Genomic DNA, 22,824 nt, shown 5'->3' with positions numbered 1-22,824 from the left:
TGAAGGTCGTGCATCTCGCGCTGTTCGGCGGCTTCAACTCGATGCAGTTCACCGCGATGAACACGCTGACGCTGAAGGATCTCGGCACCGGCGGCGCGAGCAGCGGCAACAGCCTGTTCTCGCTCGTACGGGCTGTTCATGTGCTCGATGTCGAGCCCCACGATCGCGCGCCGGATGGCCTCGGCGACGATCGCGGCGCCTTTCGCATCGGTGTCGGGCAGCGTGACGACGAATTCCTCGCCGCCGTAGCGCGCGACGTGATCGCTGTCGCGGCGCAGGCAGCGCGACGCGGTCTGCGCGACGCGCCGCAGCACGTCGTCGCCGGCCGGGTGGCCGTAGTAGTCGTTGAACGCCTTGAAGTGATCGACGTCGACGAACAGCACCGACAGCGGGCGGCCGCTGCGCGACGCACGCTGCGCTTCCTTCGCGAGCACCGTGTCGAACGTGCCGCGGTTGTCGAGGCCCGTCAGCGCATCGGTGTGCGCGAGCCGGTACAGCTTCGATTCGGCGATCTGCCGGCGCTTCAGCTCGCGCGACAGCGCCAGCGACCCCCACGCGATGAAGCCGGTGAACAGGCACATCAGCACGACGGTCCAGATCGCGCGGTGGTGCCACGACGCGTAGATGTCGATCTCGGCGGGCGCGACGTCGACGATCAGCGGCAGGCCGGCGAGATGCTTGTAAACATAGATGCGCCGGATGCCGTCGATCGCGCCGATGCCGGTCAGCGCGCCGGTGCGGGCGCGCTGCGATTCGATGAACAGCGGCGAGTCGTGCAGGTCGAGGCCGACCACGTGCGCGTCGTACGGCAGGCGCGACACGAGCGTGCCGTTGTCCTCGACGATTGCCGCGCTGCCGTGCTTGCCGACCGCGAGGCCGTCGAGCAGCGCGTGGAAGTAGTCGATGCTGAGCGTGCCGACGACGATGCCGGCGAACGTGCCGTCGGGCCGGCTGATCCGGCGGCTGAGCGCGATCGTCAGTGCGCCGCCACGCAGCCGGGCCGCATACGGCCGGCTGATGTAGAGGCCCTGCGTGAGCCCGTCGCGATGCACGGCGAAGTAGTCGCGGTCGGCGAAATTGCCTTGCCGTGCGGGCGACACGCTCGAATCGATCGCGATATTGCCGTGCGCGTCCATCACGAAGATCGATCCGAGATACTCGCCGGTCGCCGCGCGGTCGAACAGCAGCCGGTGGCGCTGGCGCGGCGGCAAGGTCATCAGTTCCGGGTCGGCCATGCCGTCGACGACGTTCTGCAGCGACAAATCGTAGAGTTCGATATTGCGCGCGATGTCGCGTTCGATCAGCAGCATCAGGTTGCGCGCATTTTCGACCGCATGGTCATATGCGTCGCGCCGCGCCTCGATTAAAAGCGACGTGGAAAGCCCCCAGCTGAACATCAGCAGCACGATCCCCGCAACGAGTACGCCGCGGGGCGACAGAATGCGTGCCACGATCGACGCGGTATGGCGGCGCAGCGCGGCGGGCAGCGTGAATGACTTCATCCTCGGGGGCGGCGGGCGGCGGATTTTCGCGTCGTTGGCGATTCCGCGTGCTGTTTATTTCGAATTGGCTCGCATTATCTCGCGATTTCCTGACATTCGCGTGCGCATGCAAAACATGCATGCGGATACGGCGATTCAGAATTGTTACGCATCATTACCGCTTTACGCGCGGGTGATTTGATTTGAATCAATCGTCGATATCGGTTGTTTTGTCTGAATAATCCCGTGATTACCCGGCGATTATGTCGGTCGGCGCGGGGGCGGGAGGATGGCGGCAGGACAGCGGCGAAATACCGGGCGGATCGGAAACCGGATAACCACCCGGCGCATGTGGTTTTTATGCCGGCCTGCGGCGATGCCCCGGTTCGACGCGGCCAACTCCTTGATTCTGCGAAATCTCCGCGGCAGCGGCGGGTGGTGGAACCTGAGCTGTCCCCGTGACGAATCAGGTAGAATCCGCGCTTCGCCGCAGGCGCCCGCCGCGCAACGCGTATCGGGGCCGCATCGAATGCATCGCAGGACGCGCACCGCGCTCCGATTCCGCATGCGCCGGCTACGGATGCCGGCCCGCTCAACGTTCGTCTCGTTTATGTCCGCAATTCCGAAATCCGACCCACCCGGTTCGCCCGCGAACCCACCCAAGCTTCATCGCGCGCTGAAGGCGCGCCACCTGACGATGATCGCCATCGGCGGCTCGATCGGCACGGGCCTGTTCGTCGCGTCCGGCGCGTCGATCTCGCAGGCCGGCCCCGGCGGCGCGATGGTCGCGTACATGGCGATCGGCCTGATGGTCTATTTCCTGATGACGAGCCTCGGCGAAATGGCGGCGTTCATGCCCGTGTCGGGCTCGTTCGCGACTTACGGCGCGAAATACGTGGACGAAGGCTTCGGCTTCGCGCTCGGCTGGAACTACTGGTACAACTGGGCCGTGACGATCGCGGTGGAGCTCGTCGCCGCGCAGCTCGTGATGCATTACTGGTTTCCGGACGTGCCGGGCGTGTGGTGGAGCGCGGCCTTCCTCGGCGTGATGTTCCTGCTCAACGCGCTGACCGTGCGCGGCTTCGGCGAAGCCGAATACTGGTTCGCGCTGATCAAGGTCGTCACCGTGGTCGCGTTCATCGGTGTCGGCCTGCTGATGATCTTCGGCATTCTGAAGGGCGCGCCGAGCAACGGCTGGGGCAACCTGACGATCGGCGACGCGCCGTTCGCGGGCGGCCTGCCGGCGTTGATGGGCGTCGCGATGATCGCCGGCTTCTCGTTCCAGGGCACCGAGCTGATCGGCGTCGCGGCCGGCGAATCGGAAAACCCGCGCACGACGATCCCGCGCGCGGTGCGTCAGGTGTTCTGGCGGATCCTGCTGTTCTACGTGTTCGCGATCTTCGTGATCGGCGTGCTGATTCCCTATACCGACCCGAACCTGTTGAAGACGGACGTGACCGACATCGGCGTGAGCCCGTTCACGCTCGTGTTCCGCCACGCGGGCCTCGCGTTCGCGGCCGGCGTGATGAACGCGGTGATCCTGACGGCCGTGCTGTCGGCCGGCAACTCGGGCATGTACGCATCCACGCGGATGCTCTACAACCTCGCGACCGAAGGCCGTGCGCCGAAGATCTTCGCGAAGCTGTCGCGCGGCGGCGTGCCGCGCAACGCGCTGTACGCGACGACGGCCGTCGGCGCGTTGTGCTTCTTCACGTCGCTGTACGGCGACAAGACCGTGTACCTGTGGCTGCTGAACACGTCGGGGATGACCGGCTTCATCGCGTGGCTCGGCATCGCGGTCAGCCATTACCGGTTCCGCAAGGGCTACGTGAAGCAGGGCTACTCGCTCGACCAGCTGCCGTACCAGTCGAAGTGGTTCCCGTTCGGCCCGCTGTTCGCGTTCGTGCTGTGCCTCGTGATCGCGCTGGGCCAGGACTATCAGGCGTTCCTCGCGAACCGGATCGACTGGGCCGGCGTGGCCGCGACCTATGTCGGCATTCCGCTGTTCCTCGTCGTGTGGCTCGGCTTCCGGTTCCTGAAGAAGAGCCGCTTCGTGCGCTACGAAGACATGGAAATCGCGCCGTGGATCGCCGCGAGCCGCGGCGCGCAGCGGGAGCCGGTGGCGAACCGCGAAACCGTGGGCTGACGCAGGCGCGGCCAGCGGCCGCGCGACATGCGACGAAACGGGAAGCCTCGCGCTTCCCGTTTTTTTTGCCCGGCTTTTGCCTGCACGGGGTCAAAGCCGGTTATATTGCCCGACCCTACCGGGCCACGGCCCGGCCGGCGCGAGGCGCGCCGCGCGGATCGGCATCCGGCGCGCGCGAGGTGCGGCGGCCGGCGACATGTCCGGCGTTTTCATCGTTCCATCCGGGCTGCTCCAGCCCGCGGAGCGCGCAACCCAGAGGAATCCATGAGCGCATCACCCGCCGAGCGGAAGGCCGGACCCGTTTCCATCGTGCGACTCGAAGCCGCGATCAACGCGTGGCGCGAAGTGTACCCGCCGGCGCCGGACGGCGAGGACGGCTACGCGCTCGACGCCGGCAGCAATTGCCTCGCGGAGCTGTACGGCACGATGATCTGCTACCAGCTGCCGGACGTGCCGCTCGACTCGCTGAGCGACGCGCAGCGCGACGCGCTCTACGCGACCGAGGTGTGACGGACGGCGCGTGACGCCGCCGTGCCGCGGCGTCGATGAAACAACGGGAAGCTCGCGGGCTTCCCGTTTTGCTTTGGGCGGCGTGGGGCCGTGCGCGTGGCGATTGGCGCCGCCTGCGGTATCGTGACGACATCATCCGGCCCGGGTTGAACGCCGGATCGCTGTCCGGGAGGCATCGAACATGGAGTTGAGACACCTCCGCTACTTCGTCGCGGTTGCCGAAGAGCGGAATTTCACGCGGGCGGCCGAACGGCTGCACATCGCGCAGCCGCCGCTGAGCCGCCAGATCCAGCAGCTCGAGGAAGCGCTCGGCGTGCCGCTGTTCGAGCGCAACGCGCGCCCGCTGAAGCTGACCGACGCGGGGCGCTTCTTCTATTCGCACGCGGTGCAGCTGCTCGCGCAGACGACCGAGCTCGAATCGATGACGAAGCGGGTCGGCAAGATCGAGCGCAGCATGTCGGTCGGTTTCGTCGGCTCGACGCTGTACGGGATGCTGCCGAAGATCATCCGGCGCTTTCGCAGCGAGTATCCGGCCGTCGAGCTGAGCCTGCACGAGATGTCGACGATGGACCAGATCAAGGCGCTGAAGGAAGGGCGCATCGACGTCGGGTTCGGACGCATCCGCCACGAGGATCCGAGCGTGCGGCGCGTCGTGCTGCGCGAGGAGCGGATGATCGTCGCGCTGCCGGTCGGCCATCCGCTCGACAGCGCGAAGCCCGTGCTGTCGCTGCACGATCTCGTGAACGACACGCTGATCATCTTTCCGAAGGCGCCGCGCCCGAGCTATGCGGACCAGGTGCTCGCGGCGTTTCACGATCGCGCGTTGCAGCCGCGCAAGATCTACGAGACGCGCGAGCTGCAGATCGCGCTCGGCCTCGTCGCGATGGGCGAGGGCGTGTCGGTCGTGCCGCACAGCGTGTACGGGCTGAAGCGCGACGACATCAGCTACAAGCCGCTCGACGATCCGAACCTCGTGTCGCCGATCATCATGAGCATGCGGATGCTCGACGAATCGGAGGACCTCCGCGCGATGCAGGCGCTGATCTACCGGCTGTACGACGAGGCGCAGATGGAGTATCTGCCGCCGCAACCCGAATGAACGCGCGAGCGGTGGGGGCTTGCTTGACGCTGTGTGCGGGCGCGGGCCAACATCGCAGGATCCAGTGGGGCCGCCGAGGGGCGGCCGCTTTCATGCAGACGACAGACACATGACCGACATCGTGACCGAGGAGACAACCGTCGAGACGCCGCAAGGGCGCCTCTTTGCGAAACGCTGGCGCGGTGGTCCGGCGCAACAGGCAGCGGGTGCGTTGAATGTAGGCGCGCCTGGGCCGGCCGCGCCTAAGCCGGTCGCACCGATCGTGCTGCTGCACGATTCGCTCGGCTGCGTCGACCTGTGGCGCGACTTCCCCGCGCAGCTCGCGAGCGCCACGCAGCGCGACGTGATCGCATACGATCGCCTCGGCTTCGGCCGTTCCGATCGTCATCCGGGGACACTCGGCACGACGTTCGTGCGCGACGAGGCCGATCGTGCGTTCGCGACGCTGCTAGAACAACTGGGCGTCGACGCGTTCGTCGCGCTCGGGCACAGCGTCGGCGGCGGGATGGCGGTCGGGTGTGCGGCCGCGCATCCGGAGCGTTGTCGCGCGCTCGTGACGATCGCCGCGCAGGCGTACGTCGAGGAGCGCACGCTGGCCGGCATTCGCGACGCGGGGCAACAGTTCGACGAACCGGGCCAGCTCGACCGGCTCGCGCGCTATCACGGCGACAAGGCCGAATGGGTGCTGCGCGCGTGGGTCGATACGTGGCTGTCGCCGGCTTTTCGCGACTGGAGCCTCGACGACGTGCTGCCGCACGTGCGTTGCCCGACGCTGGCGATCCACGGTTCGCAGGACGAATACGGCTCGTCCGTGCACCCGAACCGCATCGCGTCGCGCGTGGCCGGAACGTCGTCCGTCGTGATGCTGAAGGAATGCGGGCATGTGCCGCACCGCGAGCGCACGGCCGACGTGCTCGACGCGGTGAAGGATTTCCTGACGCGGCATGGGGTGTGAGCGCAGGATGGTCGTGCGATGAGTTGTCGATCCGCCGTCCTGGCCTGAAAACAGGGGAATCGTTCGCGCCTGCGCAGCGTATATTGGCCCGCGCGAGACCGACGAGGGGGACTGCATAGGACGACAACCATCGGGTTGAAACAAAAAATGGCGACCTCACGGACGCCGAATTGAGAATGTGAGCGCGCTGTGTCGGTATTTTTTCTGAACATCGAAGTATTTCGGAGCGATCCGTACACGGTGTATCGATACTACATCCTTCCGTCTGCCGAAGATTGCAAATGATGAAGAGTGCGAAGCGATTTTTGATCGGGGCGGTTATGGTGATGGCGGCCACCTGCGCACAGGCCTTCGAGTTCGAAGATGCGGTGCCGCTGACGATCGGCGCGATACAGCGCAACGCCCGGCCATCTGACGTCGAGGTGTCGCTGGATGGGAAAACAATCACCGTCTCGGCGCGATTGAGCAATGAAACGCATGCTTTGGTGAAGAGGGGGTATTACGCATACACGCCACTGTTTCACCGTCTTGGCGCTGGCGAGGAGAATTATGACAAAAGCTTTTCTGATTTGAAGGTGACCTTCGACGGAAAAGCGATTCCGCTCGTCACCGGGCGGCGCGCGTTCTTTCTCGGCAAGGACGTGACCGGCGAGGTAAGGGCGGCAGGCCTGGATCCGCTTCCGAGTGAAGAGAGCGATCTCGCGAAAGTTGCTCGAATTAAACCTCAGTTGGGAATGAAACTGAGCGATGGCCGCGATTGGGAAGGTTTCGTGTCGCACTCCTGGGTCATTCCGGTGCCGGCTGATTCGACGGGCGTATTGACCATCCGTTATCAGGCGCTGCCGCAGTTCAGTCTGGATGAGGTGACGAGTGCGCGTTTTGCCCGTCTCGTCGAGCAGCACTGCGGCGACGTCGCGCAAGTGACACAAAGGCTGCACGCGATGGATGCGGGATCCGGACAGATTCTGGTTCAGCGATACGTCGTGCCCGTTTCCTTCATAAACAGGGCGCCGGTCAAAGTGAGCCTGTCGCAGCCAAGCCCCGACTGGATGGGCGGACGACCGTTGTTGTCGCTCACGTGCGGCTTGACCCCGCGCGACGGTGCGTCGCTTCCTGCAACAGGCCGGATCGACGATTCGGATGCGAAGTTATCGATTCTGGTTATTTCGAGCCCGGCCCGTTAACTATCGCTGTAAATCAGCAAATCGTACGAAGAACGGCTTACAGTTCTGCAAGTGCATCAGGAGAAACAGGCAATGGCCCAGGCACAAGGAAAGGTCACTCCTAAAAATGATTCGGCAGGCGTTGAGGTCAATATTTGTCAACCCCAATGGATCGCTGAGCAAGAAACGTTCAAGATCGCCAACAGTCCTCCGCGTACGGCAAATCTGACGTTCTCTGGGGCAGACCTGAATTACCTGGCCCGGGTGTTGTATGCGGAGTCGAGCGGAGCAGGGATACTGCCCGATGAAAGCGATCGCCGGATCGAGAAAGAGGCTCTGCTGAACGTTTTCTATTTCAGATTGAATCGAAAGGGCTATCCAGGAAACGATTACATTGCCAAGACTTTTTCCATGGTTTGCAATGCTGCTGGTCAATTTGACTCGTTGCAGCCGAAGCCGAGGCCGAAATTCATTAATTCTGGGAATCCGAAGTATAAGGCGTTGGGAAAGAGCGAGTGTTCTGATTTGCAGGAATCAATCGGCGCAGTGCAGGCTTTCATTGCGGGTGGGCCGAACTCGAAATATATATACGATAACTTCAGATCCCGCTCGGCGCGTCATAGTGGCACGATTATCGGCAACTCAAAGTTTTGGCTTTCGGAATTGGGTAAGGAAGAATCCGATGCAGTGCGCTAAATGGATCAAGACTACGCTCGCTGCAGCCTTGTTTGCATTCGGGGGCGCGGCAAGCGTCGCTGATGCGGCGAATTCAGGCGCAGACAATCCGGTACACAAGCTGGAGATCGGTCGGCTGACGATTTTCCAGAAGTACTCGGAGTACCTGCGGTTCGTCTTGACTGATGGCCGGCAAATCGCCGTGACAGATACGGCGGGTTTCTATTGGCCATTGGTGAGCGCCGACATGCAGGGGCGCTTCTACATCGGCAACAGGGTCATCGATAGCGCCAATGGTCGTGTGGTAAAAACCGACGCAGATCGACGAGCCATCGTCCTCGGCGCTCATTACACCGTGTCTGCTGACGATGTTCGTCATTCGGTGAAGGTCCGGCGTGGTGGGCACGTGTGCGAAGTCGATGTCAGGAAACTGGGCCTTGATCCGGCAGACGGAAGTGCCAGCGAGTTCCTGCGCGGTGTCATCCGCTTCGTCGATGCGGACGGGCCGCTGGTCGGCCTGGTGACGTTGGGCGGCAATCAGGCCGGCGATACCCGTTATCTTGCCGTCAGTATTTCGCCCGAGACATGCGCCGTCAAATCGACCGATCTCGGCAACCCGGATTATCTGTTTGAACTGGGTTGGACACCGAACGGACATTGGTGGATAACGGGCACGACCGAGGGAACGTTGATCCGCTCCGACGATGGCATGACGTGGGTCACGACCCAATTGCCCGATACGATATCCCAGGCTGTCAGTGCGTACGTCGCCGATCCGAACCATGTCTGGCTCGCAGCCAATTATGCGCATATGGCGGACAAGGACAATCCCGAGATCGTGTATTCGGAGGATGGTGGCAAGACATGGACGCCGCTCACGTGGCAGAGCAGCTTGATGTCCCGTATCCCGCCATACTGGCTGGAAGGGCAAATGCGTTCTAGAAGCAAGCCTGTCATGAACGAGTCCAAGACTCGCTGACGCAAGTCATCGAGCGACGATGCGGACGGTCGACGTGCTCGCCGCAGTCTGCGAGTTCCTGCACCGCTCGGGCGCCTGAGCCCCCGAGCGGGCGGCGGGCCCTCAGAACGCGATCTGGATCGCGAGGTCGATCGCGAGCAGTGCGATCGAGCAGCCGATACCGAGGACCACGTTCGGCAGTCGGTGCTCGAAGTCGCGATTGTCGCGGCGCATCGCGGCGCCGAGCAGGAAGATCGCTTCGACGAATATCTGCAGCCCGACGAACAGCAGCATCAACAGATACTCGTAACCCATCTGCTTGAACCCGGCGAAGTGCATCCCGTGATCGCGGATCCATTGGCCGACGCGCAGCAGTTCGTAAACGAACAGCAAGGCGGGAAACAGGTAGCTGATGAAATAGGTCGGCGCGGTGGCGTGCCGTAGTTCGAGGTGGAAGTGCTGATGCGTGGTTGCCATCACGAATCCCTCCTTGCAACGCATGATTGCGGTCGCGACGGCGGCGCGACAACGTGCAAATAAAGGGATTACCCGAGGCGTCGTGCGCAGCCGTACGACATCAGCATACTGCTGCACGGGAAATTTGGCATGCGGTGCGTGCGGTCGTCGTAAAAATGCATCTGCGCCGCGCGCCGCGTTTATCGCGCCGCATTCGCTGAATTCGCCGGATGCGCGGCGCCAGCCGGTTGTGTGGTGCTCGATGCATGCGGCCGCCACCACTCCGGATGTTGCTCCAGATCGCCGGCCAACGCGCGCAGCGCGCTCGAGGTGCGCGCGAATTGCGTCAGCGTGAGGCGGACGTTCGATGTATTGGCACCTTGTTGCACGAGCATGGCCTGCGCGGCCGTGAACGACTGCCGCGCGGTGCCCAGCGCCGCGCGTGCATGCGGGGCGAGTTCGGTATCGAGTTGCTTGAACAGCGCATCGGTATTCACGAGCGCGGCGTTCAGATCCGTACCCATGCGATCGAGCGGCAACCGGGAAAGCGTGCCGGCGATATCGGTCATCTGGACGCGCAGGACGTCGAGCGTGCCGGGCACGGTCGGCAACACGATCGGCTCGCGATGCGTGTCGACCGAGGCCGGTGGGGCATGCGGGAACATGTCGAGCGCGACATACGAGCGGTTCGCGATCGGGTTGCCGACGCGCAGCTGGCCGCGCAAACCGCGCGCGACGAGCGTGCGCAGCAGCGCCTTGCCGGCTTCGCTGGCGCCGTTGCCGAGCGTGTCGCGGTAGCGCTGCCCGAGGCGATCGGGGTAGAGCGCCATCGTCACGCGCATCGCGACGTCGCCGCGTGCCGCATCGTATTCGGTGCCGACGGCCGTCACGTTGCCGAGTTCGATGCCGCGAAACTCCACCGGTGCGCCGATCTCGAGGCCATGCAGCGAACGATCGAAACGCATCACGACGGGGGCGGCCGGCGCGTTCGGCGTGCGCATCGCGTCGATTTCGTCGTCGGCCACGCGAAAGCGCGCGCCGTCCGGTGCCGCGACACCCGTTGCGCGTCCGGGCGGCGAGGCGAACGCAAGTGCGCCGCCGAGCAGCGCGGCGAGCGACGGCGTGTCGAGCTGCATGCCGCCCGCGCCGAGCCGCAGGCCGAGGCCGCCGGCCTGCCACCAGCGCGCATCGACGTCGACCGCTCGATCGAATGGCGCGGTGACGAACACGTCGATCGAGACGCCGTGCCCGTCGGCATCGAGCGCATAGCCGGTCACCTGGCCGACGCGTGCGCGCCGGTGATAGACGGGCGAACCGATCGCAACCGAGCCGAGCGAGACCGCGCGCAGCGTGTAGTGACGGCCGCCGTCTTCGGTGACGGGCGGCGCATCGAGCCCGGTGAACGTCGTGCGCGGTTCGCGCGAATGGCCAAGCGCGGCCGCGATGTACGAACCGGACAGCACCGCATCGAGACCGGAGAGGCCGCCGGGCCCGATGCGCGGCCGCACGATCCAGAAGCGTGAGTCCGCCGCCGCCAGTGCGTGCGCGTCGGCGTCCAGCCGCACATCGATCGTCACGCCCGGTTGTCCGCGCAACGAGCGAACGCGCGTGACGCGGCCGATGTCGACATTGCGCAGCCGCAGCGTCGATCGGCCGGCGGCCAGCCCGTCGGCGCTTGCGAAGGCGATCGAGATCGTCGGCCCGCGGTGGCCGAGCGACGCGATGCCCCATGCGAGACAGAGCGCAGCGGCCGCGAGCGGCACGATCCAGACGAGTGCCGCCCGCGTGCGGGCCGGCACGCCTCTGCGCGACACGGGCCACCACGGTGTGCCAGCGGGTTTCAGTCGAATTGCGCGACGAGTGCATCGGCGCCCTTGTCGATGCCCGTCCTGGCCGCGCTGAGCGCGCCGAAACTCGCGCCGATGTTCATCGCATTCGGATACTGCTTCGTCACGTACGCGTTGATCAGCCGGTTCGTCGCCGCATCGCGAATCTCCACCGCATACATGACCGAGCCCGTGAACGCGCCTTCGCGGCCGCGGATCGCCTGCACGCCGTTGTACACGTTACCGGCGAGATCGAAGTGCGCGAACGCGCCGGCAAACGTCGTCGTCGTCACGGCGCCCGTCAGCGTCAGCTTCACGCGCAGCGTGTCGGGGCCGGGCGTGCTCGTCAGTTCGAAGCGCTTGCCGAGCTTCTTCGCGAACGTGTCGCCCATGTACGCGGCGAGCGTCGACTTGTCCTGGTCGGTCAGGTCGCCGAACTGGTGGTCGGTGCCGCGATAGATGGCCACCGGGTCGAGGATCAGCTTCCGGTAGGTGTGCCAGTCCGCCGGCAACGCGTAGCGGTAGGGCACGCGGCCGGACTTGTCCTGCGGATCGCTGCGCAGGTACGGCGACGATTCGATGCCGCTGTAGCGGGCGGGCTGGACGCCGGCGCATCCGGCGAGCGCGACGCAGAGCGCCGCGTTGAGCAGGTGGCTGGGCTTGATCGTTCGGTTCATCTGACTCTCCGGGTCGGGGTTCGCGCCGGTAGCGCCGGGCGAAGGGGGGGGTGAAACAGGGCGGTATCGCCACGTCGGGTTGATGAACGAAAACCAACCAGACGGTTTGTTTTTGGGGCGCAGTCACCCCATGAATGCCGGGTACAACAAGCCGTCGGGCGCGGGGCATCGGCCGGACAGCCAGGCTGCAGGCCGCGCGCACATCGCACCGCGCGATGCGCGGTGCGATCCGGCGTCCGGACAAGGCCGATGCGGGAGCCGATCGTAGCACCGCCATTTCTTGAAGTAAACCGTCCAGGCGGTTTGTTTGTGGTAGACTCCGCGCACTTCCTTCATACGATCACGATCGCGCCGGTTCGGCGCGTTCGCCTTGCATGACTCCATAGCGGGGAAAGTTCATGGACAACCCGACGCGTTCCGAGCGAACGCGCACTGCCGCGATCCAGGCGGCGCTCGCGATTCTCGAGCGCGACGGCCCGGGCAAGCTCACGTTCGATGCGATTTCGCGGGAAAGCGGCATCAGCAAGGGCGGGCTGATGCATCAGTTCCGCACGAAAGGCGACGTGCTGAACGCGCTGATGGAACATCAGCAGGACTACTACCAACGATTCCAGCGCGATTACCTGGCCGCGCGCGATCCGGGGGCCGCGCAGCCGACGCTGTCCGCGCAGATCGCGACGATGCGCGAAGTGATCGACCAGCAGCCGTCGGCGGCGCTGGCGATCATGGCGGCGCTGGTCGAGGATCCCGCGCCGCTGCAGCAGGTACGCGATATCGACGCCGAGAACGCGAAGCGCATCGCGGCCGAATCCGGCGATCCCGATCTTGCGCTGCTGCGCTGGAAGGCGGCCTGGGGGCTCGCACTATCGGCGATGTTCGGGTTGTGCCCGCTGTCGTCCGACGAGCGCGCGCGGCTGTTCGACCGGCTGCTCGACGAGACGCAATGGCCGTCGGGCGGCGGCGCTGCCGCACCGGCCGCGAAAGCGTCGCGGAAAAAATGAAGCGGGCATTCGTCGCATGCGGGGTGGCGGTCGTCCGTTTCGGGCGCTCGCTGCTCGCGGTCGTGCTCGGGCGCTTGTAATTCGGTGAGCGCCTGGCCGGCCACCGGCCATTGACCACCGGCGCCGCTCAGCCTTTCGCTTCCGCGCCTTCGACGAACAGCTTCGCGACCGCCTGGAACTCCCGTTTCAGCGACAGCCCCGGCACGGTCAGCCAGCGCAGCATCGCCGCGAGATACAGGTGATGGAACCACGTCGCGAGCTGGTCGGCTCGCAGCGTGCCGTTCAGTTCGCCGGATTGCTGCCCGGCTGCGATCAGTTGCTGCCACACGAGCGCGATATCGCTGCCGTTCTCTCCACCGCTTGCCGGTTCAACCGCGCCGATGCTCAGGAAGCGATGGCGCAAATACGCGAGCAGGTACGCGGGATGCTGCTCGCACCACGCGGCCGACGCATCGAGCACGCAGCCGATGCGCGACGCGAAGGTCTTGCGCCGCGCGACGTCGCGCTGCAGATGTGCGAGATCGCGCGCGAGTTCGCCTTCCAGCCAGTGCGCGAGCACGGCTTCCTTCGTTGCAAAGTGGTTGTACAGCGTGCGCTTCGCGACATCGGCCTGTGCGGCGATCTGTTCCATCGTGACGGCGTCGTAGCCGTGCGCGTCGAACAGGCGTGCGCCGGTGGCGGCGAGATGCGCGAGCATCTGGATGCGCTTGCGCGCGCGACGGCCCGGATCATCGGTCGAAATCGGCATGACGGGGGATTGACTGAAAGTGTACGAGTTGCATTAGTATACGACGTGCATTTTTTAGAATCCACCCGTTCCCGCCGTGCACGAGGAGTCACGCATGAAGCTCGTCATCGCCACCTACGGCACCGAAGGCGACACGCGCCCGCTCGCGGCGCTCGGCCGTGCGCTGATCGACGCCGGCCATGAGGTCCGGTTGCTGGCCGACGCGGCGACGCTCGGGGCGGCCACGGCGCTTGGCGTGCCGTCGGCGCCGTTGTCCGGCGATATCCGCCGCGCAATTGCGCCGGATGGCGCGTTGGCGGATGCGGTGCGCGGGCGCGGTGGTTTCAACGACACATCGAAGGCGCTCGCGGCGATCGCCAATGCGAATACGGCCGCGTGGATGCGGGAAATCGCGGAGGCGTCGGAAGGCTGCGACGCGATCCTCGTGTCGGGGCTCGCATCGTTCGTCGGCTTGTCGGTGGCCGAGTATCGCGGCGTGCCGGCGATCGGCACCGGCATGATCCCGATCACACCCACTACGGCATTCGCATCACCGTTCCTGCCGCCGCAGAAGCTGCCGCGCTGGCTGAACCGCGCGAGCCACCGGTTCGTGAACGCGCTGTTGTGGCAGGCGTTCAGGAAGGCGACGAACGCGGCGCGCGCCAGCGTGTGCGGATTGCCGCCGCGCAGGCAGGTATGGACCGATCATCCGATGCTGTACGGCGTGTCGCCGGCGCTGCTGTCCGGCCCTGGCGACTGGCCGCCGAACGTGCAGGCATGCGGCCAGTGGCGGATCGATGCGCATGCCTGGGCGCCGCCGTCCGAACTCTCGGCTTTTCTCGAAGCGGGCGATCCGCCCGTGTACATCGGCTTCGGCAGCATGGCCGGCTTCGATCGCGTCGCGATGGTCGATGCGCTCGTGCGCGCGCTCGCCGGCCGGCGAGCGTTGTTCTATCCGGGCTGGAGCGGTATCGACGTGTCGATGCTGCCCGCGCACGTTCACGTGATCGGCGATACGCCGCATGACTGGCTGTTCCCGCGCGTGTCGATGGCGATCCATCACGGCGGGTCGGGCACCACGCATTCGGCTGCGCGGGCCGGCATTCCGTCGGTCGTCGTGCCGTTCGCGGGCGATCAGTTCTTCTGGGCGAACCGGCTGCAAAAACTCGGCGTGGCCGATGCGCCGGTCGCGGGGCGGCGCATGGACGCTGCCGCGCTGGCGCAGGCCATCGCGTTTGCCGAACGGGACGAAACGACAGCGCGTGCGCTCGAACTCGGCGCGCGCATCGCGCAAGAGGAAGGTTTGAAGCGGGCCGTCAGTGCGATCGAGCGATGGGGGCAGCCGGGCGCGCGGTAAGCCCGCGCATCACCGTCAGAAATGCCCGGTGAACCGGTAACGGCTGCCCGGGTGCCACAGGTTGGCGACCGACGCGACCAGCCCCTGCGACCACGTGCGCCGATGCAGCAGCAGGCACGGCTCGCGGTCGTCCATCGTCAGGTGGCGGCGCGTTTCGGTGTCGGGCATCGCGGCCTCGATCCGGTATTCGACCCGCTGCAGCGGCGCGACGCGCGTCAGGTATTGGTTCGGCGTCGTCGTCGTGAAGTCCTGCAACGCGTATTCCGGCGCGCAGGCCGGATTGACCCAGCGTTCCTCGAGCTGCACGGGCGTGTCGTTCTCGAAGTGCAGCACGCGCGAATGGAAGATCGGGCTGCCGGTGTCGATCTGCAGCTCGTCGGCGAGCTTCGTATCGGCGACGGCCGCGCCCACTTGCAGCACCTGCGCGCGATAGCCGTGGCCGCGCGCGGCGACTTCGTCCGAGATGCTGCGGATCGCGACGAGCGTCGATTCGTACTTCGGCGACGCGACATACGTGCCGGAGCCGCGCGTGCGCGTGAGCACCTGCTCGGCGGTCAGCTCGCGCAGCGCACGGTTGACGGTCATCCGCGCGACGTTGAATTCGCGCGCGAGCTCGTTCTCCGACGGCACCTGGTCGCCTTCGGCCCATTCGCCGGCATGAATGCGCGCGAGGATGAAGTCCTTGATTTCCTGATAGATCGGTGTGGTCATGGGATCACGATTCCAGAGTCGGCAGCGGCCCGCCGCCGAATGCCGATCCGGCGCGCGCCCGGCGCCGAGTGTACCGGTTTCGCGGACGCGCGGGCCCGGATTTCCCGAATGATCCCTGTTCGGCCGGCGCGCGTCCATGCGGGATTGCACAGAGCGGCCGGCCTTTCGCAGCCGGCGCGCGGTCAGAACCGATGCCGGATGCCGACCGTCCCGACCACCTGCGTGTTGTTCGACGAAGCCGCGAGCCCCGTGACGTTCGCGAAGCCGAGCGTTGCGCCCGCCGGCACGCCGAACTGGTGCTGGTAGACGGTTTCCGCGTACACGTCGGTGCGCTTGCTCAGCGCATAGTCGGCCATCAGCGTCACCTGATGCCATTTCGGCCGATGGCTGCCGGTTGCGTCGTCGTAGCGGCCGTTGGTAAACGTATAGGCGCCCGCGAACGAGACGGCCGGCGTCAGCGCATAGCGTGCGTTGACCTCGAAGTTGTCGAAACGCAGCGCGTTCAGCGCGCCGGCCAACGACGACGCGGCCGTTTCATCGAACATCGAATGCGTCCACAGCGCGCCGACCGTCAGCCGGTCGAACGCATAGCTGCCGCCCGCGCCCATCACGCGCTGGCGCACGGCCGGGAAGTTCGGCCCGTCGTTGGTCGACAGCGCACCGCCGGCCGTCAGCCCGCCGCGGTTGAGCTGCAGGTACGCGGCGCCGAGGCTGACCGGCCCGTTCGCATACGATACGCCCGCGCTGTACGCGCGGTTGTTCGCGAAGCCGCCGGCCGCGTTGCTGAACCCGTACAGGCCGCCGAACTGCCAGCCGGCGAGTGTCGGGCTCGTGTATTTCACCGCGTTGTCGATGTAGAACGAATCGTCGATGTTGTCGTTGTCGAACGGGTGCGACGCGAGGTTGTTGCCGTCGCCGTTGTTCGCCATCGCGAGCGGGCCGAGGTAGTCGACCACGGCGTCGTATTGGCGGCCGAGCGTCAGCGCGCCGTACTGGTCGCTCTGCAGGCCGACGTACGCGCGGCGGCCGAACATCGTGTTCTTGTAGGACTGCGTGCCGTTGTTCAGGTTGAAGCCGTTCTCGAGGCGGAACAGCGCATGCAGGCCGCCGCCGAGATCCTCGTTGCCGCTCAGCCCGAAGACCGTATTCGACAGCAGGCCGCTGCCTTGCTGCCACGCGCTTTTACCCGACTGGTTGTTCGTATAGACGATACCCGCATCGAGCATCCCGTAGAGCGTGACGCTGCTTTGCGCATGCGCGGCAGCGCTGAGGAATGCGAGGGAGAGGGTACCGACGACTGCTTTTTTCATTGTGAGTGCTTCCTGGAAAGGCCCGTAGCGACGGGAACGACGATCCGGCGCGCGTGCCGGCGGCGGATGGGCGCGGCTCGTGACGAACCGCGCGCGCTCGCACCGGAAACGCGCGTTCGAATCGATGAAAGGGGAGCCGGCGCGTGACGCGTGTCACGCGCGGCGCAATGGATGCCGGCTAATGCTGCAGCAGGCGGATCGTGCCGAATTCGGCGGCCGGCAGCACGCGGAGGATCGACAGGATGGCCGGCGACGCCTGCGAACGCGCGACTTCGAGCTCGATGCAGGCACGCCCGGTGCGCTTGTCGATCGCGGCCGTGTAGAAATTGAGCGCGGCGCCGACGGCCTGATGCAGCAGGCGCCGCACGACGGCGAGGTTGTCCGATTCGACGCGGATCGACAGCAGCACGAGTTCGTCGGCAGGGTACCGGCGCCGCGAACGAACGGGCGGCAGGGCGCGTGAACTGGCGGATTCGATTCTGGTCGGTTTCATGCTGGCACCCCCGGGTCGCATCGTGCTCCGCACCGCGGAGATTTCGTCTTGGACATGCCGCCCATTCTAGGAATCGCGGCGGCGATACGGTGTATAGACTCGAACCGACCCTGAAAAGAACGCATAAAAACGCTATCGCCACCGGCTTTCGTCTTTACAGCTTTTTTATTCCTTGTAAAGAAATTGAACACCGCTTTGATACGCGGATTTCTACACTGTCGCATCCCATTCGCCAGATGAGCATGGGGGCGTCACACGGGCCTGCGCCGACACGGCGAGGCCCGATACGCCGACGATCGCGCGGCGAGGCCGCGCATATGAAAAAAGGGGAAAGCCATGTTGTGGATCACCGGCGCGTTGTCGCTCGCGCTCTTTATCTATCTGTTTCATGCGTTGATCAAGCCCGAGCGGTATTGATCGGCGCGATTCAACAGGAATTCGAAAATATCGGTGAATGTCATGAGCGATCTGCTTTTCATTTTGTTCACGCTCGCGTTCTTTGCCTTGACGGCCGGTTTCATCACCGGCCTTGACCGGATCTGAGCGAGCGTCGACATGTTCAACAATCTCATTCAATTCGCGATCGTTCTCGCGATCATGCTGGCGCTGGTGCCCGTCGTCGGGAAGTGGCTCGCGCACGCCTTTACGAGCCCGCGCCACGCGTGGGTCGAACGCCGTACCTATGCGCTGCTCGGCGTGAATCCCGACGAAGCGATGTCGTGGCAGCGCTACGGGATGGTGCTGCTGCTCAGCAATGCCGGGATGATGCTGGTCGGCTACCTGCTGCTGCGCATCCAGGACGCGCTGCCGTTCGACGCGCTGCAGCGCGCGGCGCAAAGCCCCGACCTCGCGTTCAACACCGCCGCGTCGTTCATCACGAACACGAACTGGCAGGCGTATGCGGGCGAGAGCAGCCTGTCGAACTTCTCGCAGATGGCCGTCATCACGTTCCTGATGGTGGTCAGCGCGGCGACCGGCGTCGCGGCCGCGGGCGGCTTCATCCGCGGGCTGAGCCGCAAGAGCGCGGCGGACATCGGCAACTACTGGGTCGACTTCACGCGCGTGACCTATCGCGTGCTGCTGCCGCTCAGCTTCGTGATGGCGCTCGTGTACGTGTGGCAGGGCATGCCGCAGACGCTCGCGTCCGATGCGTGGGCGACCACGCTCGAAGGCGCACGCCAGCAGATCGTGATGGGGCCGGTTGCGAGCCTCGAATCGATCAAGCATATCGGCACGAACGGCGGCGGCTTCTTCAGCATGAACGCCGCGCACCCGTTCGAGAACCCGACGCCGCTCACCAACACGCTGCACATGCTGTCGATGCTGCTGATTCCGTCCGCGCTGACCTACGCGCTCGGCACGATGATCGGCCGGCGCCGCCAGGGCTGGGTGATTCTCGGTGCGTTCGTCGTGATGTTCGTCGGCTTCCTGGCCGTGATCTATTCGGCCGAGCAGCACGGCAATCCGCTCGTGACCGGGCTCGGCGTCGACCAGCAGATGAGCGCCGTGCAGCCGGGCGGCAACATGGAAGGCAAGGAGATGCGCTTCGGCATCGCGCAGACGAGCCTGTTCGCCACCGTCACGACGGCCGCGACTACCGGTTCGGTCGATGCGATGCATGACTCGCTGACGCCGCTCGGCGGGCTCGTGCCGATCGCGCAGATGATGCTGAACAACGTGTTCGGCGGCGACGGTGTCGGGCTGATCAACCTGTTCACGTTCGCGATCCTCACGGTGTTCCTGGTCGGGATGATGATCGGGCGCACGCCGGAATTCCTCGGCAAGAAGATCGAGGCGCGCGAGATGAAGCTCGTGATGCTCGCGGTGCTCGCGCATCCGTTCAGCATCCTCGGCTTCACCGCGGTGGCGTCGATGCTGCACTCGACGATGGACAGCCTCGCGAACCTCGGTCCGCACGGCTTCAGCGAAGTGCTGTACGCATACACGTCGGGCACGGCCAACAACGGTTCGGCATTCGCGGGCCTGAACGCGAACACGCCGTTCTTCAACACGACGATCGGCTTCGCGATGCTGATCGGCCGTTACCTGACGCTGCTGCCGATGCTCGCGGTCGCGGGCAGCCTCGCCGCGAAGAAGAGCGTGCCGGAAAGCGCGGGCACGCTGTCGACGTCGACGGGCCTGTTCGCCGGCCTGCTGATCTTCGTGATCCTGGTCGTCGGTGGCCTCACGTTCCTGCCGGCGCTCGCGCTCGGCCCGGTCGTCGAGCACCTGATGATGTCGGGCGGCCAACTGTTCTGAGGAAAACATCATGATGCAAGGCAATCGCCAGGCAGCGGCCACCGCCGCGCCGGCACCCGGTTCTTCGTTCGGCGCGGCGACGCGCGGCCTCGTGCGGCCCGTGATCGCGTCGTCGGTGCTGTTCATGCTCGTCACGGGGATCGCGTATCCGCTGCTCACCACGGGCGTCGCGAACGTGCTGTTCCCGTCGCAGGCGCGCGGCAGTCTCGTGCAGCAGAACGGCACGACGGTCGGCTCGGCGGTGATCGGGCAGTACTTCACGCGCGCCGGCTACTTCCACGGGCGGCCGAGCGCGACGACCGGCACCGATCCGGCCGATCCGTCGAAGACGGTCGACCAGCCGTACAACGCGGCCGGCAGCGGTGCCAGCAACCAGGGCGCCACCAGTAAGAAGCTGCTCGCGGATATCGCGCAGCGTGTGCGCGCGTACCGGCAGGAGAACGCGCTCGCCGCCGGCACGCCGGTGCCGGCGGATGCCGTGACCGCGTCGGCATCGGGGCTCGATCCCGAGATCTCGGTCGCGAACGCGCGGCTGCAGGCGGCGCGGGTGGCGCAGGCGCGCGGCGTCGATGCCGCACAGGTCACGGCGCTGGTCGACCGGATCGCCTCGCCGCGCCAGCTCGGCGTGCTCGGCGAACCGCGCGTGCGCGTGCTCGACCTGAACCTGGCGCTGGACCGCGCATTCGGCCACGCGGCCGGCGCGAAGCAATAGCAGGAACCACGGAGTCACTCATGTCCCATATCGAAACCCCGATCAATCCGGCGGCCATGCCGGTCGGCGGCGTGCCGCCGATGCGCTGGACGGCCGTACTGCGCGAGGCGTTCCGCAAGCTTGCGCCGCGCGTGCAGTTGAAGAATCCCGTGATGTTCGTCGTGTATCTCGGCAGCATCGTCACGACCGTGCTGTGGCTGCAGGCGCTGACCGGCACGGGCGATGCGCCGGCCGGCTTCATCTTCGCGGTCGCGTGCTGGCTGTGGTTCACCGTGCTGTTCGCGAACGCGGCCGAGGCGCTGGCCGAAGGGCGCGGCAAGGCGCAGGCCGACGCGCTGCGCGCGGCGCGCAAGCGCGTGTACGCGAAGGTGCTCGACGAGCCGAAGCAATTCGGCAGCACCAGCCATCGCGTGCCGAGCGACGAGCTCGCCGCCGGCAGCATCGTGCTCGTCGAAGCCGGCGACACGATCCCCGCCGACGGCGAAGTGATCGACGGCGTCGCGTCGGTCGACGAATCGGCGATCACCGGGGAATCCGCGCCGGTGATCCGCGAGTCGGGCGGCGATTTCTCGTCGGTGACGGGCGGCACGCGCGTGCTGTCCGACTGGATCATCGTGAAGATCACCGCGCAACCGGGCGAGGCCTTTCTTGACCGGATGATCGCGATGGTCGAAGGCGCGAAGCGCGGCAAGACGCCGAACGAAGTCGCGCTGACGATCCTGCTCGTCGCGCTGACGATCATCTTCCTGCTCGTGTGCGTGACGCTGCTGCCGTTCTCGCAGTTCAGCGTGCTGCTGAACGCGTCGGGCACGGCGGTGAGCCTGACCGTGCTGATCGCGCTGCTCGTGTGCCTGATTCCGACGACGATCGGTGCGCTGCTGTCGGCGATCGGCATCGCGGGGATGAGCCGCATGATGCGCGCAAACGTGCTCGCGACGTCGGGCCGCGCGATCGAGGCGGCCGGCGACGTCGACGTGCTGCTGCTCGACAAGACCGGCACGATCACGCTCGGCAACCGCGAGGCCGTGCAGTTCCGGCCCGCGCCGGGCGTGGACGAGCGTGCGCTGGCCGAGGCCGCGCAACTGTCGTCGCTCGCCGACGAGACACCCGAGGGGCGCTCGATCGTCGCGCTCGCGAAGCAGCGCTTCTCGCTGGACGTGTCGGCGGCCGCCGGCAGCATCACGGTGCCGTTCAGCGCACGCACGCGGATGAGCGGCCTCGATATCGGCGAGCGCCAGGTGCGCAAGGGTGCGGCGTCCGCGATTCGCGCACACGTCGATGCGCTCGGCGGGGCATTCCCGCACGCCGTTGAGACGGCCGTCAACGATGTCGCGCGGCGCGGCGGCACGCCGCTCGTCGTCGCCGACGGTGCGCGCGTGCTCGGCGCGATCGAGCTGAAGGACATCGTCAAGCACGGGATCGGCGCGCGTTTCGCGGAGCTGCGCAAGGTCGGCGTGAAGACCGTGATGATCACCGGTGACAACCGGCTCACCGCGGCCGCGATCGCGGCGGAAGCCGGCGTCGACGACTACCTTGCCGAAGCGACGCCCGAAGACAAGCTGCGGCTGATCCGCGAGCACCAGGCGAAGGGCCATCTCGTCGCGATGACGGGCGACGGCACCAACGACGCGCCGGCACTCGCGCAGGCCGACGTGGCCGTCGCGATGCACAGCGGCACGCAGGCGGCGAAGGAGGCGGCCAACATGGTCGACCTCGACAGCAACCCGACGAAGCTGATGCAGGTGGTCGAAGTCGGCAAGCAGATGATCATGACGCGCGGTGCGCTGACCACGTTCAGCGTCGCCAACGATCTCGCGAAGTATTTCGCGATCATCCCGGCCGCGTTCGTCGCGACCTATCCGGCGCTCGGCGCGCTGAACGTGATGGGGCTGCACAGCCCGACGTCGGCGATCCTGTCGGCGGTGATCTTCAATGCGCTGATCATCGTCGCGCTGATCCCGCTCGCGCTGAAAGGCGTGAAGTATCGCGCGGAGCCGGCCGAGAAGCTGCTGGGGCGCAACCTGCTGATCTACGGCGTGGGCGGGATCATCGCGCCGTTCATCGGCATCAAGCTGATCGACATGCTGTTGACGCCGTTTATCTGACCGAACGCGCCGTCGCGGCCCCGCTCACGCCTTCGCGGCGTGCGCGGGGCCGTTCGGCGTTTCAATTGCCGGAAGCGATCATGGATGTGAATGTGAACGTGAGCGAAGCGAATCGACGGGCAACGGGGCCGCGGGACACCGCCGCCCGGCGCAGCGGGGACGGCGTGCGCCGCGACCGCTGGCGCGGCGTGCTGCGCGCGTGC

22 protein-coding genes are annotated in these 22,824 nt (G+C 66.0%); 13 read left to right on the top strand and 9 right to left on the bottom strand.

The window, feature by feature from the left end; all coding sequences use genetic code 11:
- The coding region (locus tag G3N61_RS30230; protein WP_241017970.1) for a sensor domain-containing diguanylate cyclase at positions 1-1,502 on the bottom strand (1,502 nt) is incomplete at its 3' end.
- On the opposite strand from G3N61_RS30230, the gene G3N61_RS30225 reads away from it, so the two are divergent.
- The 8 genes from G3N61_RS30225 (at position 1,441) to G3N61_RS30190 (ending at position 9,008) form a co-directional block, all read left to right on the top strand.
- Positions 1,441-1,683, top strand: coding sequence for a hypothetical protein (locus G3N61_RS30225; protein ID WP_196249768.1), 243 nt, complete (start codon positions 1,441-1,443; stop codon positions 1,681-1,683). The genes G3N61_RS30230 and G3N61_RS30225 overlap by 62 nt on opposite strands.
- Before the next feature lie 408 nt (positions 1,684-2,091).
- Positions 2,092-3,627, top strand: coding sequence for an amino acid permease (locus tag G3N61_RS30220; protein ID WP_089453502.1), 1,536 nt, complete (start codon positions 2,092-2,094; stop codon positions 3,625-3,627).
- A gap of 264 nt (positions 3,628-3,891) precedes the next feature.
- A complete protein-coding gene (locus tag G3N61_RS30215; RefSeq protein ID WP_043178075.1) occupies positions 3,892-4,137 on the top strand; it encodes a DUF3717 domain-containing protein in 246 nt (81 codons plus the stop codon).
- Positions 4,138-4,318: 181 nt separating this feature from the next.
- Complete coding sequence (locus tag G3N61_RS30210) at positions 4,319-5,236, top strand: LysR family transcriptional regulator (protein ID WP_011355987.1); 918 nt, start codon at positions 4,319-4,321, stop codon at positions 5,234-5,236.
- Positions 5,237-5,345: 109 nt separating this feature from the next.
- Complete coding sequence (locus G3N61_RS30205) at positions 5,346-6,191, top strand: alpha/beta hydrolase (RefSeq protein WP_205824258.1); 846 nt, start codon at positions 5,346-5,348, stop codon at positions 6,189-6,191.
- Positions 6,192-6,472: 281 nt separating this feature from the next.
- Positions 6,473-7,375, top strand: coding sequence for a hypothetical protein (locus tag G3N61_RS30200; protein WP_205824257.1), 903 nt, complete (start codon positions 6,473-6,475; stop codon positions 7,373-7,375).
- Between the two features lie 72 nt (positions 7,376-7,447).
- Positions 7,448-8,050 carry a hypothetical protein gene (locus G3N61_RS30195; RefSeq protein WP_205824256.1) on the top strand — a complete coding sequence of 201 codons (603 nt, stop codon included), beginning with the start codon at positions 7,448-7,450 and terminating at the stop codon, positions 8,048-8,050.
- Positions 8,037-9,008, top strand: a complete 972-nt coding sequence (locus G3N61_RS30190; RefSeq protein WP_205824255.1) for a hypothetical protein — start codon at positions 8,037-8,039, stop codon at positions 9,006-9,008. Before G3N61_RS30195 ends, G3N61_RS30190 begins: the two co-directional genes overlap by 14 nt.
- 102 nt (positions 9,009-9,110) lie before the next feature.
- On the opposite strand, the gene G3N61_RS30185 is transcribed toward G3N61_RS30190, so the two are convergent.
- The 3 genes from G3N61_RS30185 to G3N61_RS30175 all read right to left on the bottom strand — a co-directional run bounded on the left by G3N61_RS30185 (position 9,111) and on the right by G3N61_RS30175 (position 11,946).
- Positions 9,111-9,464 (bottom strand): hypothetical protein, encoded by a 354-nt coding sequence (locus G3N61_RS30185; RefSeq protein WP_089453498.1) that lies wholly within the window; start codon positions 9,462-9,464, stop codon positions 9,111-9,113.
- Between the two features lie 179 nt (positions 9,465-9,643).
- A complete protein-coding gene (locus tag G3N61_RS40335; protein WP_205824254.1) occupies positions 9,644-11,257 on the bottom strand; it encodes an MlaD family protein in 1,614 nt (537 codons plus the stop codon).
- A gap of 26 nt (positions 11,258-11,283) precedes the next feature.
- Positions 11,284-11,946, bottom strand: coding sequence for a DUF3313 domain-containing protein (locus G3N61_RS30175; protein ID WP_205824253.1), 663 nt, complete (start codon positions 11,944-11,946; stop codon positions 11,284-11,286).
- A gap of 398 nt (positions 11,947-12,344) precedes the next feature.
- Here G3N61_RS30175 and G3N61_RS30170 point away from each other — a divergent pair, with 398 nt between their 5' ends.
- Positions 12,345-12,947: a TetR family transcriptional regulator gene (locus G3N61_RS30170; protein WP_043178063.1), complete on the top strand. Its 603-nt coding sequence runs from the start codon at positions 12,345-12,347 to the stop codon at positions 12,945-12,947.
- A gap of 127 nt (positions 12,948-13,074) precedes the next feature.
- Here the strand turns inward: G3N61_RS30170 and G3N61_RS30165 are convergent, their stop codons facing one another.
- A complete protein-coding gene (locus G3N61_RS30165) occupies positions 13,075-13,695 on the bottom strand; it encodes a TetR/AcrR family transcriptional regulator (protein ID WP_205824252.1) in 621 nt (206 codons plus the stop codon).
- Positions 13,696-13,789: 94 nt separating this feature from the next.
- Between G3N61_RS30165 and G3N61_RS30160 the strand changes: the two genes are divergently transcribed.
- Complete coding sequence (locus G3N61_RS30160) at positions 13,790-15,031, top strand: glycosyltransferase (protein WP_205824251.1); 1,242 nt, start codon at positions 13,790-13,792, stop codon at positions 15,029-15,031.
- Between the two features lie 15 nt (positions 15,032-15,046).
- Here the strand turns inward: G3N61_RS30160 and hutC are convergent, their stop codons facing one another.
- The 4 genes from hutC to G3N61_RS39750 form a co-directional block, all read right to left on the bottom strand.
- Positions 15,047-15,742 carry a histidine utilization repressor gene (hutC, locus tag G3N61_RS30155; protein ID WP_043178056.1) on the bottom strand — a complete coding sequence of 232 codons (696 nt, stop codon included), beginning with the start codon at positions 15,740-15,742 and terminating at the stop codon, positions 15,047-15,049.
- Positions 15,743-15,924: 182 nt separating this feature from the next.
- A complete protein-coding gene (locus G3N61_RS30150) occupies positions 15,925-17,052 on the bottom strand; it encodes a porin (protein WP_205824250.1) in 1,128 nt (375 codons plus the stop codon).
- A gap of 178 nt (positions 17,053-17,230) precedes the next feature.
- Entirely contained in the window at positions 17,231-17,545 is a 315-nt protein-coding gene (locus G3N61_RS30145) for a hypothetical protein (RefSeq protein WP_089453490.1), read from the bottom strand.
- Positions 17,546-17,755: 210 nt separating this feature from the next.
- On the bottom strand, positions 17,756-18,121 hold the full coding sequence (locus tag G3N61_RS39750; protein ID WP_230624093.1) for a hypothetical protein: 366 nt from the start codon (positions 18,119-18,121) through the stop codon (positions 17,756-17,758).
- Here G3N61_RS39750 and kdpA point away from each other — a divergent pair.
- The 3 genes from kdpA (at position 18,101) to kdpB (ending at position 22,621) form a co-directional block, all read left to right on the top strand.
- Complete coding sequence (gene kdpA / locus G3N61_RS30135; RefSeq protein ID WP_205824249.1) at positions 18,101-19,804, top strand: potassium-transporting ATPase subunit KdpA; 1,704 nt, start codon at positions 18,101-18,103, stop codon at positions 19,802-19,804. The genes G3N61_RS39750 and kdpA overlap by 21 nt on opposite strands.
- Before the next feature lie 10 nt (positions 19,805-19,814).
- On the top strand, positions 19,815-20,516 hold the full coding sequence (gene kdpC, locus G3N61_RS30130) for a potassium-transporting ATPase subunit KdpC (protein WP_205824248.1): 702 nt from the start codon (positions 19,815-19,817) through the stop codon (positions 20,514-20,516).
- Positions 20,517-20,596: 80 nt separating this feature from the next.
- Positions 20,597-22,621 (top strand): potassium-transporting ATPase subunit KdpB, encoded by a 2,025-nt coding sequence (kdpB, locus tag G3N61_RS30125; RefSeq protein ID WP_179258835.1) that lies wholly within the window; start codon positions 20,597-20,599, stop codon positions 22,619-22,621.
- Positions 22,622-22,824: the final 203 nt, after the last annotated feature.

This window comes from Burkholderia sp. Ac-20349, assembly GCF_017104865.1.
Lineage (GTDB): Bacteria > Pseudomonadota > Gammaproteobacteria > Burkholderiales > Burkholderiaceae > Burkholderia > Burkholderia aenigmatica.
Note: the sequence above shows the minus strand (reverse complement) of the source record. Positions and strands in the feature narration are given on the sequence as shown.

What these genes read in the sequence shown, in the direction of transcription:
- G3N61_RS30150 (WP_205824250.1), bottom strand. Translation starts at nt 17,052, where the DNA reads ATGAAAAAAGCAGTCGTCGGTACCCTCTCCCTCGCATTCCTCAGCGCT.
- G3N61_RS30205 (WP_205824258.1), top strand. Translation starts at nt 5,346, where the DNA reads ATGACCGACATCGTGACCGAGGAGACAACCGTCGAGACGCCGCAAGGG.
- kdpB (WP_179258835.1), top strand. Translation starts at nt 20,597, where the DNA reads ATGCGCTGGACGGCCGTACTGCGCGAGGCGTTCCGCAAGCTTGCGCCG.
- G3N61_RS30220 (WP_089453502.1), top strand. Translation starts at nt 2,092, where the DNA reads ATGTCCGCAATTCCGAAATCCGACCCACCCGGTTCGCCCGCGAACCCA.
- G3N61_RS30195 (WP_205824256.1), top strand. Translation starts at nt 7,448, where the DNA reads ATGGCCCAGGCACAAGGAAAGGTCACTCCTAAAAATGATTCGGCAGGC.
- G3N61_RS30210 (WP_011355987.1), top strand. Translation starts at nt 4,319, where the DNA reads ATGGAGTTGAGACACCTCCGCTACTTCGTCGCGGTTGCCGAAGAGCGG.
- G3N61_RS30185 (WP_089453498.1), bottom strand. Translation starts at nt 9,464, where the DNA reads ATGGCAACCACGCATCAGCACTTCCACCTCGAACTACGGCACGCCACC.
- G3N61_RS30200 (WP_205824257.1), top strand. Translation starts at nt 6,473, where the DNA reads ATGATGAAGAGTGCGAAGCGATTTTTGATCGGGGCGGTTATGGTGATG.
- G3N61_RS30145 (WP_089453490.1), bottom strand. Translation starts at nt 17,545, where the DNA reads ATGAAACCGACCAGAATCGAATCCGCCAGTTCACGCGCCCTGCCGCCC.
- G3N61_RS30215 (WP_043178075.1), top strand. Translation starts at nt 3,892, where the DNA reads ATGAGCGCATCACCCGCCGAGCGGAAGGCCGGACCCGTTTCCATCGTG.
- G3N61_RS30160 (WP_205824251.1), top strand. Translation starts at nt 13,790, where the DNA reads ATGAAGCTCGTCATCGCCACCTACGGCACCGAAGGCGACACGCGCCCG.
- G3N61_RS30165 (WP_205824252.1), bottom strand. Translation starts at nt 13,695, where the DNA reads ATGCCGATTTCGACCGATGATCCGGGCCGTCGCGCGCGCAAGCGCATC.
- G3N61_RS30175 (WP_205824253.1), bottom strand. Translation starts at nt 11,946, where the DNA reads ATGAACCGAACGATCAAGCCCAGCCACCTGCTCAACGCGGCGCTCTGC.
- kdpC (WP_205824248.1), top strand. Translation starts at nt 19,815, where the DNA reads ATGATGCAAGGCAATCGCCAGGCAGCGGCCACCGCCGCGCCGGCACCC.
- hutC (WP_043178056.1), bottom strand. Translation starts at nt 15,742, where the DNA reads ATGACCACACCGATCTATCAGGAAATCAAGGACTTCATCCTCGCGCGC.
- G3N61_RS30170 (WP_043178063.1), top strand. Translation starts at nt 12,345, where the DNA reads ATGGACAACCCGACGCGTTCCGAGCGAACGCGCACTGCCGCGATCCAG.
- G3N61_RS30225 (WP_196249768.1), top strand. Translation starts at nt 1,441, where the DNA reads ATGCGTGCCACGATCGACGCGGTATGGCGGCGCAGCGCGGCGGGCAGC.
- kdpA (WP_205824249.1), top strand. Translation starts at nt 18,101, where the DNA reads ATGTTCAACAATCTCATTCAATTCGCGATCGTTCTCGCGATCATGCTG.
- G3N61_RS30190 (WP_205824255.1), top strand. Translation starts at nt 8,037, where the DNA reads ATGCAGTGCGCTAAATGGATCAAGACTACGCTCGCTGCAGCCTTGTTT.